The following is a 15,538-nucleotide window of genomic DNA, read 5'->3' on the forward strand; positions in this document are numbered from 1 at the left end:
GCGGCTCGATCCGCCAGCCCGCCGCGGTCACCGGCATCGTCGGCATGAAGCCGACGTACGGCGGCTCGTCCCGCTACGGGCTGATCGCGTTCGCGTCCTCGCTGGACACGCCCGGTCCTTTCGCCCGCAACGTGCTCGACGCGGCGCTGCTGCACGAGGCGTTCTCCGGCCATGACCCGCTCGACTCGACCTCGATCGACGCGCCGGTCCCGCCGGTCGTGGAGGCCGCGCGTCAGGCCGACGTGGCGGGTATGCGGGTCGGCGTGGTCAAGGAGTTCGGCGGAGAGGGCTACCAGCCCGGCGTCCTCGCCCGGTTCCAGGAGGCCGTCGACCTGCTGGAGTCGCTCGGCGCCAAGGTCGTCGAGGTCTCCTGCCCGACCTTCTCCTACGCGCTGCCCGCGTACTACCTGATCGCGCCGTCGGAGTGCTCGTCCAACCTGGCCCGCTTCGACGCCATGCGGTACGGCCTGCGCGTCGGCGACGACGGCACCCGCAGCGCCGAGGAGGTCATGGCGCTCACCCGGGCGGCCGGCTTCGGGCCCGAGGTCAAGCGGCGCATCATGCTCGGCACGTACGCCCTCTCGTCGGGCTACTACGACGCCTACTACGGGCAGGCCCAGAAGGTCCGCACGCTGATCATGCGGGACTTCGAGGCGGCCTTCCAGCAGGTGGACGTGCTGGTCTCGCCGACCACGCCGACCACGGCGTTCCCGATCGGGGAGCGGGCCGACGACCCGATGGCGATGTACCTCGCCGACCTGTGCACGATCCCGACCAACCTGGCCGGCAACGCGGCGATCTCGGTGCCCTGCGGCCTCGCCGACGAGGACGGCCTGCCGGTCGGACTGCAGATCATGGCCCCGACCCTGGCCGACGACCGCTGCTACCGGGTCGGCGCGGCCGTGGAGAAGGCCTACGAGAGCCGGTGGGGCGGCCCGCTGCTGTCCCGCGCGCCCGCGCTCTAGTCGCCGAGGGGAGGGGAACGGCGGCATGATCACCCGCATCGAGATCGACGGCTTCAAGTCCTTCCTGGACTTCCAGCTCGACATCCCGCCGTTCCTCGCCCTCGTCGGTCCCAACTCCAGCGGCAAGTCGAACCTCTTCGACGCCCTCGATTACCTGATCCTCTCCGGCTGGGAGTTCAAGGATCCTCTCCTGACCTCCCGGCGTGGACGGCCGCACGAGTTGTTTCACCGGGTCAGCAAGGGGCAACCGGTTGCTCGGTTCGATATTCGGGCTCACGTTCTGGGACAGTTCGGAACCCGTCTCTTCGCAGAAGTATTCGAGAGCGGTGCTGAACTCGACGACGAGGGCGTGCCGGAAGCGCGCGGGATCCTCGTGGTCCCCAAAGACGCTTCCGCCGGACTGCCGGGCTGGGTGAACAGCCAGCTGATCAAGGGGCGAGTAGCGAGGGACAAGGCGTTGCAGGCCCTCGCGGGGGAGAAGGTCGATGGTCCGCGCTACCTGAAGCTGCTGAACAGGGCGCTCGGCGGTTGGCGTTTGCACCGGCCCGACCCCGATCGCCTGCGCTCCTGGTCGTCGGCAGCGGATCACGGACCTTTGCGGGCGGACGGGAGCAACCTCGCCACCGTCCTTGGACGGCTCAAGGCGGAGGGAGCGCTCGAGGAACTCCTCGTAGACATGGTGGCGCTGATTCCGGACATCGCCGGGATTGAGCCGATTCTGGACGACCGGCGTCAGGAGTGGACGTTCGACGTCATCGTGGACGGCCAGGGGGTGATACCCAGCACGTTGTTGTCCGACGGCACGCTACGCGTGATCGCATTGCTGGCCGCGCTCCACGACCCTGACCATGCCGGGGTGCTGCTCATCGAGGAGATCGAGAACGGGTTGCACCCCAGTCGGCTGGCGGAACTGCTCCGCAGGATCCAGGGCAGGGTCACCGACTTCAACGATCCGGAGTGCGTCAACCGGCCGCTGCGGCAGGTGATCCTCACCACGCACTCGCCCGTCGTCGTCTCGGAGCTGTACCGCCTCCGGCCGGACGCGCTGGTCTTCCTCGACACCGCCGTACGCGTCGATCCCGACAACGACAGGATCTCCCGGGTCACGGTGGCCAAGCCGGTGCGGGCGGAGGGCGAGCCCGGCACGTTCGTCTCCCCGCGTCAGGTGCGCAAGTATCTGAGCGCGGTGGGCGAGGTCCCATGAGCAGGCCGCTGGTGCCCGGACTGATCGCCGAGGGGGAGACCGACGAGGTCTTCCTCGGCGTCGTGATCTCGCGGCAGCTTCGTGAGCTCACCGCGCAGTCCTCTCGTTGCGCGGTCGACGTGGAGAGCACCGAGATCGGCGCCTGCCGGTCGATCTACGACCACGGCAGGACGACCGACGCGCTGCGCGAGCTGGCGAGCGACTGCCATCTGCTCTTCGTGCACAACGACCACAGGGAGCGGGACAAGGCGGACCGGGTCGTGCGCGACGCGGGACTGCCCACACCGGTGATCGCGCTGGTGCCGGTTCAGGAGACCGAGGCCTGGCTCCTCGCGGACGCCGGTGTGTGGCGCCGGTTGAGCGGGAGCGACCACGGACGGCTGCCCGCCCGCCCGCGGGACGTCGAGAAGATCGCGGACCCCAAGAGAACGCTCTCCGAGGTGGCGCCGCGCCGCGGCAAACCCGTTCGTGACTACTTCGAATACATCGCTCGTAACATCGACCTCGACGTTCTCGCCCAGGTGCCCGCGTACGCGGACTGGGTCTCCGACGCGAGGAACGCATTGAAGGGACTTGGTTACCTGTGAGCAGCACTGAGACGCTCATGCCGTACGACGAGGCGCTGGAGCGCTTCGAGCCGGTGCTGGGGCTGGAGACGCACGTCGAACTGGGCACCGACTCGAAGATGTTCTGCGGCTGCCCGACGACCTTCGGCGCGCCGCCGAACACGCATGTCTGCCCGGTGTGCCTGGCGCTGCCCGGCTCGCTGCCGACGGCCAACGAGAAGGCGATCGAGTCGACGATCCGGATCGGCCTCGCGCTGAACTGCACCATCGCGAAGTGGTGCCGGTTCGCCCGGAAGAACTACTTCTATCCGGACATGCCGAAGAACTACCAGATCAGCCAGTACGACGAGCCGCTGTGCACGGACGGCTACCTGGACGTCGAGGTGAACGGCCAGATCGTCCGCGTGGAGATCGAGCGGGTGCACCTGGAGGAGGACACCGGCAAGTCCACCCACGTCGGCGGCGCGACCGGGCGGATCCACGGCGCCGACTACTCGATCGTCGACTACAACCGGGCCGGCATCCCGCTCGTCGAGATCGTGACCAAGCCGATCGCGGGCACCGACCGGCTCGCGCCCGAGGTCGCCCGCGCGTACGTCACCGAGCTGCGCGAGGTGATGCGCTCGCTCGGGGTGTCCGACGTGCGGATGGAGCAGGGTTCGCTGCGCTGCGACGTGAACGTCTCGCTGATGCCGCGCGGCTCGGCCGAGTGGGGCACCCGTACGGAGACCAAGAACGTCAACTCGCTGCGCAGCGTCGAGCGGGCGGTGCGAGGCGAGATCGAGCGCCAGGCGGCCATCCTCGCCGGGGGCGGGCGGATCGTGCAGGAGACCCGCCACTTCCACGAGGACACCGGGCAGACGACCTCCGGGCGGTCGAAGGAGGAGGCGCAGGACTACCGCTACTTCCCCGAGCCCGACCTGCTGCCGATCGCGCCCGACCCGGCCTGGGTCGAGTCGCTGAAGGCCGCACTGCCCGAGCTGCCGTCGGCCCGGCGCAAGCGGCTCCAGCAGGAGTGGGGCGTGTCCGACCTCGACATGGCCGCCATGCACAACGCGGACGCGATCGACCTGGTCGAGGCGACGGTGGCCGCCGGCGCTCCCGCCGCCGACGCGCGCAAGTGGTGGATGGGCGAGCTGGCCCGGCGGGCCAACGAGGCGGCCACGGCGCTCGCCGACCTGCCGATCACCCCGGCGCAGGTCGCCCGGGTGACCGAGCTGGTCGCCTCCGGCGCCCTGAACGACAAGCTGGCCCGCCAGGTGCTGGAGGGCGTGCTCGCCGGCGAGGGCGGCCCGGACGAGGTCGTGGACAAGCGCGGGCTCCAGGTCGTCAGCGACGAGGGCGAGCTGTCGGCGATCATCGACCAGGTGCTGGCGGACAACGCCGACGCCGCCGAGAAGGTCCGCGGCGGGAAGATCGCGGCCGTGGGCGCGCTGGTCGGCGGCGTGATGAAGGCCAGCCGGGGCAAGGCGGACGCGGGCCGGGCCCGTGAGCTGATCCTGGAGAAGCTCGGCGTCCAGGGCTAGGGACACGACCCAGGAGATCGCCTGGCGAGCGTCGGCCCTTCCGCGACGCGCCGCCGGGGCCACCCCGCATGAAACGGCCGGCCACGGGTTCCGCGTGGCCGGCCGCCGGGCTGCCCCGGCCCGTCCGTGGACCGGAACGGACGGGTGGTGCCGCGGGCGCCGGGCTGAACCGGCCCCGCCTGCGACGGCCTGCCTGCGCCCCGGCCTGCCTGCGCCCCGGCCGGTCTGTCCTGGGCCGGTCTGGCCGGATGCTGCCTGACAACGCGCGGAAGGTGTTGCTTTGGGACATATCCAGCAGAGGGTGTTTTAGGGTTAACTGATCGGAGTTGACCTTGAGCTGGAGGAGACCGAGGCGTGCGCAACGCCGGAGCGTCCGTTGACCCGCCCACGGATCCGTCCGGGGCGGCGTCCGCTCCTCCGCACAAACATCCGGTGCGCCGCGTCGCCTCGCTGCCCCGCGGAGTCTCCGCCCTTCCCCGGGGTGTGTCGGCCGACATCTTCGCGGAACCCTCCGCTCCCGCCGTCCCGGCCGCGGCCAAGCCGTCCGGTGGCGGGAACATCCCGCCGCCGGCTCCGCCGGTCGAGCCGTGGCGGGTGCCGGAGCGCCCGGTGCGCGAGGAACCCGTCGTCGTCCCGCCGCCGGACCTCGGCGACCTGCTCGACCCCGGACCACGGAGTCGTACGCTCCGCCGTGCGCTGATCGGCCTGGCGGCGCTGCTCCTGGTGCTCTACCTCGTGCCGGCCGTTTCCATGGCGGGGAAGGTCCTGCCCGGCACCACGGTGCTCGGCGTCGACATCGGCGGGCAGAGCACGACCGAGGCCGTCGCCACACTGCGCGAACGCCTGTACGCCCAGACGAGGACCCCGTTGATCGTGCGGCAGGGCAACCGCCGCCTGACCGTCGACCCGGTGCAGGCCGGTCTCACGCTCGACGCCGAGGCCACGGTCCGCGCCGCGCCGGCGGGCTTCCCCAGTCCGCCGGAGGTGTGGAGCGCGCTGACCGGCAGCCGTGAGGTACGGCCCGTCGTGTCCGTGGACCAGCGCAAACTCGACGAGATGGTGGCCAGGACGATCGTCGCGCCGCTGGAGAACCCGAGGCGCGAGGGCGACGTCTCGTTCGACGGGGTCACCCCGGTCCCGACCTATCCGCGACCCGGCAGGGTCGTCGACAGGAGGGCGACGGCCGACCAGATCGTCAGGGGCTACCTCGACCCGGAGGTCGTGGTCGTGGTGCCGACGATGCGGGATCTGCCGCGTATCACCCGTGCCGAGGTGCGGCGCGCCCTGCGCTGGGCGACCCGGGCGGTGGCCGCGCCCCTGACCTTGACCAACGGGACCGCCTCCGTCAGCCTGTCGCCGGCCGCACTGGCGCGGCACCTGACGTTCGAGCCCGAAGGCGTGGTCCTGCGGCCGCGCTTCGACGCCGAGGCGGCGATCGCCGGTGTCGAGCCCGCGCTGGTCGGCCCCGCGCGGGTCGCCCGCGACGCCACCTTCACGATCAAGGGTGACCGGCCGGCCCTCGTGCCCGGCAGGCCGGGCGACCGGGTGGACATCGGCCGCCTCGCGGCCGACGTGCTCACCGCCCTCGACGGCGGCAGCCGTACGGTGGCCGTGCAGGTCGTGCACGGGCCGCCGCGGGTCACCGACGACGCCGCGCAGCGGCTGGGGATCCGGGAGAAGGCCGGCGCCTTCACCACCTCCTACGCCTGCTGCGCCCGGAGCGCGGGCAACATCCGCGCCGCCGCGGCGCTCCTCGACGGCCACGTGGTGGAACCGGGGGAGACGTTCTCGTTCAACGAGGTCGTCGGCCCGCGCACCGCGGCCGCGGGATTCGACGGCATCGGCCCCACGATGATCCGCGGCGGGGCGGGCACCGACGCGACGGGGATGGCACAGGTCGCGACCACCATGATGAACGCGGTGGTCCGCGCCGGGCTGCGGGTCGTCGAGCACACCCCGCCCGAGGTCCACGCCTCTCACCTGCCGGTCGGCACCGAGGCCGCGGTGTCCTTCCCCGGCCCCGACCTGCGGTGGAAGAACGACTCGCCGTACGGCGTGCTCGTCCGGGCGTCCGCCGGCGGCACGTCGCTGACCGTGACGCTGTGGAGCACCAGGCGGTACGACGTGGACCTGCAGGAGCCGGTCGTCACCCAGCGGGTCGCGCTGCCTCCGATGATCCGTCAGGGACCCGGCTGCGTGGCGGCGCGGGGACAGCCCGGCTTCACCGCCACGGTGACGCGGGTGCTGCGGGAGAACGGCGAGGTGGTCTCCCGGCAGACCTTCCGCACCTCCTACCGCGCCCAGGCCGGGGTCGTCTGCCGCCCCGGCTGATCAGGACGAGGGCCGCACCACCAGGATCCGGTCGTCGCCGTCCTTCGGGGAGCCCCGCCCGTCCCGGTTGCTGGTGCTCACCCACAGAGTGCCGTCGGGGGCGGCGGCCACCGCGCGCAGCCTGCCGTACTCGCCGGAGTACAGGGCGGCGGGGCGGCCGGCGCGGCCCGAGGCGTCCACCGGGACCCGCCACAGCCGCTCGCCGCGCAGCGCGGCGGCCCACAGCGCCCCCCGGGCGTACGCGAGGCCGGACGGCGACGCCTCGGAGGTCGGCCAGGTGATCAGCGGATCGGTGTACCCGGACCGGCCGCCCACCCCCTCGACCTCCGGCCACCCGTAGTTGTGGCCCTTCTCGATGAGGTTGATCTCGTCGTAGGTGTTCTGGCCGAACTCGGTGGCGTACATGTGCCCCCGGTCGTCCCACGCGAGGCCTTGCACGTTGCGGTGCCCGTAGGACCACACCAGCGTGCCGAAGGGGTTGCCCGGGGCGGGCCGGCCGTCCGTCGTCATCCGCAGGATCTTGCCGCCCAGTGAGTTCCTGTCCTGGGCGATGCCGCGCTCGCCGGTCTCCCCGGTCGAGGCGTACAGGTAGCCGTCGGGGCCGAAGGCGAGGCGGCCCCCGTTGTGGATGCCCCCCTTGGGGATCCCGCTGACGATCACCTCGCGGTCGGAGAGCCGCCCGTCGTAGCGGTAGCGGACGATCCGGTTGTCGTCCCCCGCCGTGAAGTAGACGAAGACGGAGCGGTCGGTGGCGAAACGGGGTGAGACGGCCACGCCCAGCAGGCCGCCCTCGCCGCTCGCCGACACCCCCTCGATCACGCCGGCCTGGCGGACCTCGCCGCGCGGCGTGACCCGGAGCAGCCGCGCCGACTCGCGCTCGGTCACCAGCGCGTCGCCGCCGGGCAGGAACGCGATCGCCCAGGGCACCGTCAGGCCGGTGACGAGCGTGCGCGGCCGGGCCGGGGTGACATCCGTCTCACCGCCCCCCGTGGTGGCGCTCGTGGCGGGGAGCGGCGGGGGAGTCCTGCCCCCGCCCGCACCGACCGCACCGTCCGGCGCGCACGCCGTGACCGCCGTCAGAAGCGCCGCCGACGAAAGGGCCGCCGCCAGGAGCGTGCTGCCCGTGCCATGCCTGTCCGCCATCCCCGATGACCTCCTCATGTACCCCATACTCGCGGGTCGGGGCGCAGGTTCCCTAGGTTGTTCCTCGTGAAGATCTGGGTCGCCTCACAGGACATCGCCGACGCACTCTCCGAGCTCCCCGAAGGGCTTCCTGCCCTCGACCGCGCCGTGTACGACGGAAGGACGCCGCCGCCCGGCCCGCCGGAGGAGGTGGAGATCTGGGTGCCTCCGCTGGTCCCGGTGCCGGACACCCCCGGCCTGCTGGGCCGGATGCCCAACCTCCGCCTGCTGCAGACCGTGACGGCGGGGGTCGAGCCCTACCTGCCGCACGTGCCGCCGAAGGCGGTCCTGTGCAACGCCCGCGGCGTCCACGACGCGGGCACCGCCGAGTGGGCCGTGGGCGCGATGATCGCGGTGCTGCGGGAATTCCCCGGCTTCGCGGCCGCGCAGGCCAGACGCGAGTGGGCCTACCACCACACCGGGGTCCTCGCCGACTCCACCGTGCTGATCGTCGGCTACGGGTCGATCGGAGAGGCGCTCGAACGGCGTCTGGCGGGGTTCGAGGTGGAGATCGTGCGGGTGGCGCGCACGGCCCGGGACGGCGTCCACGGCCAGGACGAGCTGCCGGCGCTGCTGCCCGCCGCCGACGTGGTCGTGCTGCTGGTGCCCGCCACGGCCGGGACGGCCGGCCTGGTCGACGCCCGGTTCCTCGCCCGGATGAAGGACGGCGCGCTGCTGGTGAACGCCGCCCGCGGATCGGTCGTGGACACCGACGCGCTGCTGGCCGAGCTGCGCTCGGGCAGGCTGCTGGCGGCGCTCGACGTCGCCCCCGTCGAACCGCTGCCGCCCGATCACCCGCTCTGGACCGCTCCGGGGGTCTTCATCACCCCGCACATCGCCGGCAGCACGCCCGCGTCCGTACGGCGTACGCGGAGGCTGGTGCGGGATCAGGTCATCCGTCATCTGACGGGCCGTCCACTCGCTAACATGATCACCGGGCATTACTGACCGCTCCGTTAAGGATTCCGGAACGTGGCTGCCTCGTGACCTGGGGTGCGTACGCTGAAGCTCAGCGTGCGCGGCTGGTTATCAGATCGGTGACGACTCGCCCGTTGTCCCCCTCTCGATCAGCGGCTGTGCGCACACTGGCAATGTGACAGGGAGAGTAAAGCCGAGTCGAGAACGGGAGGGGCAATGACGGCAGACCCCACCGGATTCGGCGACGCTGAGACGACTCCGGCCTCCGCCGAAACCCCGGAGGACACGACGGCCGATGGTGAAGCGGCGACAGGTGTAGAGGCGACGCACGTGAACGTCAGGCGTGACCCCCGGATCCCAGTCACCACCGCTGCCGGGCTCGGCGCGGTGGCGGTCGTCGTGGCCCTGCTCACCGGAGGCTCGGCGCCGGTCGTGACCGCGGTCGCCGGGGTCGTCACCGGCCTGCTCGCCGCCACCTCGCTGATCATGGCCGCCACCCGCGTCGTCCCCGCCCACCGGCGCCAGCCCGGCGCATGGCGGTGGATGGCCGCCGGGTCGCTGACCTGGCTCCTCGGCGTCGGTCTGCGGCCCGTGGCGGACGGCACGCCGTTCGTGCTCACGTTCGCCGACCTGCTCATGCTCGTCGGCTCCGTGCTGCTCGCGATCGGCTGTGGGCTGTCGGTGAAACCACCCGCGTTCACGCGCGGGGTGATACGCCAGGCGGCCGACGCCTACCTGGGCGCGGCGTCGGTCTTCGCCGTGGCCTGGGTCGCCGTGCTCGGCCCGGCGTTCAGGAAGGCGGAGGACACCGGCGCGTTCTTCGTCGCGCTCGCGCTGCCCGTGGTCTGCCTGCTCGCGACCTGTGCGGTGACACCGGCCGTGGTGGCGTCACGGTCGGGCAACCGGGTGGTCGGGCTCACCGGCGTCGGGGTGCTCACCGCGATAACGGTCGCGGAGTTGGCGACGGCCCTGTCCCGTCTCGGCGGCGACATCCCGCCGCTCGCGGCCGGGCTCGTCGTCCCGGCGATGCTGCTCGTTCTCGCGGTCACCCCGTGGGTGCAGGAGGTCCGGCCGGTCAGGCCGCTGCCCGCCGCGCTGACGGCCGCCACCCCGCTGGTGCTCGTCGCCGCCGCCACGGTGATCGCCACCCTGTACGTGATCGGCGGCAGCCGCGACGCCGCCCTGGCGGTCGTGGCCGCCTCGGTCGTCCTCGTCCTGCTCGGCCGGCTGTTCGTGCTCCTGGTCGAGACCGCGGGCATGCGCCGCCTCGTCGACGTCGGCGAGCAGCAGCTGCGCAGGCTCGCCGAGAACACCGGCGACGTCGTGCTCGTGTGCGACCCCGCCGGGGTCGTCCAGGAGGTCGGCCCCGGCCTCGAGACGACGTACGGCTACTGCCCCGAGGACCTCGTCTACCGGCCGATCTTCGACTACATCCACCCCGAGGACCTGCCGGCCGTGCAGGCCCTGCTCGACCGCATGACGGACGAGGACGACGGGCCCGAGCAGGAGGGCGGCACCCGGATCTCCTGCCGGTTCCGGGCCTCCGACGGCACCTGGCGGCCCACGGAGTCCGTCGCCGCCCGCCACGTGCGCGACGACGACCTCGTCCTGGTCACGATCCGCGACCTCAGCGACCAGGTGGCCCTGCGCAACCAGGTCACCCATCTGACCTTCCACGACGGGGTCACCGGGCTGCCCAACCGGGCCTACTTCGAGGAACGCGCCCGCGACGTGCTCACCCGCCGCGGCGCCGGCGGGACCGCGGTCATCTTCCTGGACCTCGACGGCTTCACCTCCGTCAACGACTCCGTGGGCCACGCCAGCGGCGATCATCTGCTCGGCCAGGCCGCCCGCCGCCTGCGCTCGGCCGTACGGGCCGACGACACCCTCGCCCGGTGGGGCGGGGACGAGTTCGCGGTGCTGCTGGAGGGCGGCGCGTCCGGCGGCACCGACGCGCAGACCGCCATCGACCTGGCGGAGCGGCTGGTCCGCGCGGTCTCCAACGAGCCGTTCCGGGTGGCGGACCGGGACGTCGCGCTGACGGCCAGCGTCGGCGTGGCCTTCGCCGAGGAGGACCTGCCTCCCGGAGACCTGCTGCGCAACGCCGACGTGGCGATGTCGCGGGCCAAGGAGCTCGGCGGGCGCCGGGTGGAGGTGTTCGCCACCCACATGCACGCCGACGTCCTGCGCCGCCTGGAGATCGCCTCCGACCTGCAGCGGGCGCTGCTGGAGAACCAGTTCGCGATCGAGTATCAGCCCGTGGTCGACCTGGCCACGTCACAGGTGACCGCAGTCGAGGCACTGGTGCGCTGGTGGCGGGGCGGCACGTTCGTGCCGCCGGAGCAGTTCCTCGGTGCCGCCGAGGACACCGGGATCATCGTGCCGCTCGGCGAGTGGATCCTGCGCGAGGCGTGCCGCGAGGTCGCCGCCTGGCGCGCGTCGTCCTGGGACATCGGGCTGGCGCTGAACCTGTCGGCGCGGCAGATCATGGCCCCGCGCTTCGTGGAGACCGTGGCCGAGGCGCTGAGCGAGAGCGGGCTGCCGGCCAGCGTGCTGACCCTCGAGGTCATCGAGGAGATGCTGGTCGACGACGCCGGAGACATGATCAGCAGGCTGTCGGAGCTGAGGGCCCTCGGCGTACGGCTGGCCATCGACGACTTCGGCACCGGCTACGCGTCGCTCGCGTTCCTGCGCCAGCTGCCGGTCGACATGATCAAGATCGACCCGTCGTTCGTCTCCGGGCTCGGCCGCGACGACACGCTGACCCTGCTGACGAAGACGATCGTGCAACTCGGCAACGACCTCGGCCTGATCGTCGTCGCCGAGGGCATCGAGCGTGCCGAGCAACTCGACCTGCTGCGCAAGATGGGCTGCACGCGCGGCCAGGGCTACCTGGTGGCCCGTCCCATGGCCGCACGCGGCGTCGACTCCCTGATGCCCACCACCACCCTCCAGAACACCGCCTAGCTGTGTTTCCCGCGTCGCTCGTCGGGGCGCTCACTCCCGCCGTCTTCCCTCGTCGTTCGGGAGTTCGTTCCTCGCTCCCTCTCTCCTCAGTCCAGACCGGCGGCGCGCCCCTCCGGCTCGCTCGGTATTCCCGGGACGGTGGAGGGGCGCCGGTGGCATAGCCTGGGGAGTCCGTTGTGGGTGTCTTGGATGGCGAGACGGGCGTCCCAGATGATTTGACGCGGAGGCGGTCCATCGGACATCGTGTAGCCATGCATAGCGGTGGGATTCTCGTAGTACTTCGCAGGCGCGCAGCCTGACGAAGCACTCGGTCCTGCGCGCGCCCCAGCTCCGCACAGCGGATGGGGCATTTTTTATGCCAGAAGCCACGCCAAGCAGCCCAGCCACAGCAAGCTCAGCCACAAGGAACGAGCCGATGACCGAGAAAATGACAGGTGCCCAGGCCCTCGTGCGGGCGCTGGAGCAGGTCGGGGTCGACACGGTGTTCGGGATCCCGGGCGGCGCCATCCTCCCCGCCTACGATCCCCTCTACGACTCGACCAAGGTTCGGCACGTGCTTGTACGGCACGAGCAGGGCGCCGGCCACGCGGCCGAGGGCTACGCGCAGGCGACCGGCCGGGTCGGCGTGTGCATGGCCACCAGCGGCCCGGGGGCGACCAACCTGGTCACCCCGATCGCGGACGCCTACATGGACTCGGTGCCGATCGTCGCGATCACCGGCCAGGTCGCCACGCCGCTGATCGGGACCGACGCCTTCCAGGAAGCCGACATCTCCGGCATCACGATGCCGATCACCAAGCACAACTTCCTGGTCACCAAGGCCGAGGACATCCCGCGGACCATCGCCGAGGCGTTCCACGTCGCCTCCACCGGCCGTCCCGGGCCGGTCCTCGTGGACATCGCCAAGGACGCCCTGCAGGCCATGACCACCTTCTCCTGGCCGCCGGTCATGCAGCTGCCCGGCTACCGACCGGTGACCCGGCCGCACTCCAAGCAGATCCGCGAGGCCGCCCGGCTGATGAGCGAGGCGAAGCGGCCGGTCTTCTACGTCGGCGGCGGCGTGCACAAGGCCCGGGCCGCGGCCGAGCTGCTGGAGCTGGCCGAGCTGACCGGCATCCCGGTCGTCACCACGCTGATGGCGCGGGGCACCTTCCCCGACAGCCACCCCCAGCACATGGGCATGCCCGGCATGCACGGCAGCGTGTCCGCGGTCGGCGCCCTGCAGCGCTCGGACCTGCTGATCGCGCTCGGCACCCGGTTCGACGACCGGGTGACCGGGGAGCTGTCCAGCTTCGCGCCGCACGCCAAGGTGATCCACGCCGACATCGACCCGGCGGAGATCTCCAAAAACCGGCACGCGGACGTGCCGATCGTGGGCGACTGCCGTGAGGTGATCGGCGACCTGATCACGGCGGTGCGGGCCGAGCAGGCCGAGGGCCGCAAGGGCGACTACGCCGACTGGTGGCGGATCCTGAACGGCTACAAGGAGACCTACCCGCTGGGCTACGAGGAGTTCGCCGACGGGTCGCTGGCCCCGCAGCACGTGATCGAGCGGCTCAGCGCGCTGGTGGGTCCCGACGCGATCTACACCGCGGGCGTGGGCCAGCACCAGATGTGGGCCGCGCAGTTCATCAGGTACGAGAACCCCGGGACGTTCATCAACTCCGGCGGCGCCGGCACGATGGGCTTCTCGGTTCCGGCCGCGATGGGCGCCAAGATGGGCTGCCCGGACAAGGTCGTGTGGGCGATCGACGGCGACGGCTGTTTCCAGATGACCAACCAGGAGCTGGCCACCTGCGCCATCGAGGGTGTGCCGATCAAGGTCGCCGTCATCAACAACGGTAACCTCGGCATGGTCCGCCAGTGGCAGACGCTGTTCTACGACGAGCGTTACTCCAACACCGACCTGCAACGCGTCAAGCGGATTCCGGACTTCGTGAAGCTCGCCGAGGCGTACGGTTGTGTCGGCCTGCGGTGCGAGCGTCCGGAGGACGTGGACGAGACCATCCGTAAGGCCATGGAGATCAACGACGTGCCGGTCGTGGTGGACTTCGTCGTGCACCAGGACGCCATGGTCTGGCCGATGGTCGCCGCCGGCACCAGCAACGACGACATCAAGTACGCCCGCGACATGGCGCCGAACTGGGAGGGCGGAGAATGAGCCCCGCCCGAAGCGACAACGACCAGCAGTGCGAGGAGAAGGCATGAGCCGCCACACGCTGTCCGTCCTGGTGGAGAACAAGCCGGGCGTGCTGGCCCGGGTCGCCGCCCTCTTCAGCCGGCGCGGCTTCAACATCGACTCGCTGGCCGTCGGCCCCACCGAGCACGACGACATCTCGCGGATGACCATCGTCGTGAACGTGGAGGACCTCCCGCTGGAGCAGGTCACCAAGCAGCTCAACAAGCTGGTCAACGTCATCAAAATCGTCGAGCTCGACAACAGCCAGTCGGTGCAGCGCGAGCTGATGTTGATCAAGGTGCGGACCGACTCCGAGAGCCGGTCCCACGTCCTCGAACTCGTGAACCTCTTCCGGGCGCGTTGCGTGGACGTGGCCCCGGACGCGGTCACGATCGAGGTCACCGGGACGACCGACAAGCTGGAGGCGTTCGTCCGGGTCCTTGAGCCGTACGGCATCAAGGAGCTCGTGCAGTCGGGCATGGTGGCCATCGGCCGCGGTGCCCGTTCCATCACCGACCGCTCGCTTCGCGCCCTCGACCGCAGCGCATAGGAGTGCCGGACGAATGCCGCCCGGCGCGCAGCGGGGCGGCATTCGACCCGACACGACCTAGCTCCCAAGGCAGGCACGTCGCGACGGACAACCCGTGAAAGGCAAGCAAGTGACTGAGATCTTCTACGACGACGACGCCGACCTGTCGATCATCCAGGGCCGCCACGTCGCGGTGCTGGGATACGGCAGCCAGGGCCACGCGCACGCGCTGAGCCTGCGCGACTCGGGTGTGGACGTCCGGGTCGGCCTGCCCGAGGGCTCCAAGAGCCGGGAGAAGGCCGAGGCGGACGGGCTGCGCGTGCTGTCGCCGGGCGAGGCCGTCGAGGAGGCCGACCTCACGATGATCCTCGCGCCGGACCACATCCAGCGGCACCTGTACGCCGAGCACGTCGCGCCGAACCTCGTCGAGGGCGACGCGCTGTTCTTCGGTCACGGTCTCAACATCCGCTACGGCCTCATCGAGGCCCCGGCGGGCGTCGACGTCGCGATGGTGGCGCCGAAGGGCCCGGGTCACCTGGTCCGCCGCCAGTACGCCGCCGGCCGTGGCGTGCCCTGCCTGGTCGCCGTCGAGCGTGACGCCACCGGCAGCGCCTGGCCGCTCGTGCTGTCGTACGCCAAGGGCATCGGCGGCACCCGCGCCGGCGCGCTGAAGACCACCTTCACCGAGGAGACCGAGACCGACCTGTTCGGCGAGCAGGCCGTGCTGTGCGGCGGCGTCTCTGAGCTGATCAAGGCCGGATTCGAGACGCTCATCGAGGCCGGCTACCAGCCGGAGGTCGCCTACTTCGAGTGCCTCCACGAGATGAAGCTGATCGTGGACCTGATGTACGAGGGCGGCGTGTCCAAGATGTACTGGTCGGTGTCCGACACCGCGGAGTACGGCGGCTACACCCGCGGCCCGCGCGTGGTCAACGAGGAGACCAAGAAGGAGATGCGCCGCATCCTGGACGAGATCCAGGACGGTCGCTTCGCCCGCGAGCTGGTCGAGGAGTTCGACGCCGGCCAGACCAACTTCAAGCGTCACCGCGAGGAGCTGGCGGTCCACCCGATCGAGCAGACCGGTGCCAAGCTCCGCCCGATGATGAGCTGGCTCAAGGGCGAGCAGGCCTGACGCTCGCGAACGCCCGCGTGACCGCGGCGCCGCCCCCCG

At 71.4% G+C, this 15,538-nt stretch carries 11 protein-coding genes; 10 read left to right on the forward strand and 1 reads right to left on the reverse strand.

All coding sequences use genetic code 11. The features are described from left to right. From AB0J39_RS31080 to AB0J39_RS31100, 5 genes are all read left to right on the forward strand, one after another. A partial coding sequence (locus tag AB0J39_RS31080; RefSeq protein WP_363471274.1) for an amidase family protein occupies positions 1 to 965 on the forward strand: 965 nt, incomplete at its 5' end. A gap of 25 nt (positions 966 to 990) precedes the next feature. After that, a complete protein-coding gene (locus tag AB0J39_RS31085; RefSeq protein WP_363471276.1) occupies positions 991 to 2,169 on the forward strand; it encodes an AAA family ATPase in 1,179 nt (392 codons plus the stop codon). Further along, positions 2,166 to 2,756, forward strand: coding sequence for a DUF4276 family protein (locus AB0J39_RS31090; RefSeq protein ID WP_363471278.1), 591 nt, complete (start codon positions 2,166 to 2,168; stop codon positions 2,754 to 2,756). Before AB0J39_RS31085 ends, AB0J39_RS31090 begins: the two co-directional genes overlap by 4 nt. Beyond that, entirely contained in the window at positions 2,753 to 4,261 is a 1,509-nt protein-coding gene (gene gatB / locus AB0J39_RS31095; RefSeq protein ID WP_363471280.1) for an Asp-tRNA(Asn)/Glu-tRNA(Gln) amidotransferase subunit GatB, read from the forward strand. The genes AB0J39_RS31090 and gatB overlap by 4 nt, the downstream gene beginning before the upstream one ends. A 432-nt stretch (positions 4,262 to 4,693) precedes the next feature. Then, a complete protein-coding gene (locus AB0J39_RS31100; protein WP_363471282.1) occupies positions 4,694 to 6,592 on the forward strand; it encodes a VanW family protein in 1,899 nt (632 codons plus the stop codon). Here the strand turns inward: AB0J39_RS31100 and AB0J39_RS31105 are convergent, their stop codons facing one another. Next, positions 6,593 to 7,735 (reverse strand): PQQ-dependent sugar dehydrogenase, encoded by a 1,143-nt coding sequence (locus AB0J39_RS31105; protein WP_363471284.1) that lies wholly within the window; start codon positions 7,733 to 7,735, stop codon positions 6,593 to 6,595. A gap of 66 nt (positions 7,736 to 7,801) precedes the next feature. Here AB0J39_RS31105 and AB0J39_RS31110 point away from each other — a divergent pair, with 66 nt between their 5' ends. The 5 genes from AB0J39_RS31110 (at position 7,802) to ilvC (ending at position 15,499) form a co-directional block, all read left to right on the forward strand. After that, positions 7,802 to 8,722: a 2-hydroxyacid dehydrogenase gene (locus AB0J39_RS31110; protein WP_363471286.1), complete on the forward strand. Its 921-nt coding sequence runs from the start codon at positions 7,802 to 7,804 to the stop codon at positions 8,720 to 8,722. Between the two features lie 300 nt (positions 8,723 to 9,022). Then, complete coding sequence (locus AB0J39_RS31115; RefSeq protein ID WP_363471288.1) at positions 9,023 to 11,659, forward strand: bifunctional diguanylate cyclase/phosphodiesterase; 2,637 nt, start codon at positions 9,023 to 9,025, stop codon at positions 11,657 to 11,659. 355 nt (positions 11,660 to 12,014) lie between these two features. After that, complete coding sequence (locus AB0J39_RS31120; protein ID WP_363471290.1) at positions 12,015 to 13,820, forward strand: acetolactate synthase large subunit; 1,806 nt, start codon at positions 12,015 to 12,017, stop codon at positions 13,818 to 13,820. A gap of 43 nt (positions 13,821 to 13,863) precedes the next feature. Then, on the forward strand, positions 13,864 to 14,388 hold the full coding sequence (gene ilvN, locus AB0J39_RS31125; protein ID WP_030506098.1) for an acetolactate synthase small subunit: 525 nt from the start codon (positions 13,864 to 13,866) through the stop codon (positions 14,386 to 14,388). Between the two features lie 118 nt (positions 14,389 to 14,506). After that, complete coding sequence (ilvC, locus tag AB0J39_RS31130; RefSeq protein WP_363471292.1) at positions 14,507 to 15,499, forward strand: ketol-acid reductoisomerase; 993 nt, start codon at positions 14,507 to 14,509, stop codon at positions 15,497 to 15,499. The last annotated feature ends 39 nt before the right edge of the window (positions 15,500 to 15,538 follow it).

Origin of the sequence: Microbispora sp. NPDC049633 (assembly GCF_040675265.1) — a bacterium.
Taxonomy (GTDB): Bacteria; Actinomycetota; Actinomycetes; order Streptosporangiales; family Streptosporangiaceae; genus Microbispora; species Microbispora maris.

Excerpts from the sequence above, each read along its gene's own strand:
- AB0J39_RS31085 (WP_363471276.1), top strand. The coding sequence starts at position 991 with ATGATCACCCGCATCGAGATCGACGGCTTCAAGTCCTTCCTGGACTTC.
- AB0J39_RS31090 (WP_363471278.1), top strand. The coding sequence starts at position 2,166 with ATGAGCAGGCCGCTGGTGCCCGGACTGATCGCCGAGGGGGAGACCGAC.
- AB0J39_RS31105 (WP_363471284.1), bottom strand. The coding sequence starts at position 7,735 with ATGGCGGACAGGCATGGCACGGGCAGCACGCTCCTGGCGGCGGCCCTT.
- AB0J39_RS31120 (WP_363471290.1), top strand. The coding sequence starts at position 12,015 with ATGCCAGAAGCCACGCCAAGCAGCCCAGCCACAGCAAGCTCAGCCACA.
- ilvN (WP_030506098.1), top strand. The coding sequence starts at position 13,864 with ATGAGCCGCCACACGCTGTCCGTCCTGGTGGAGAACAAGCCGGGCGTG.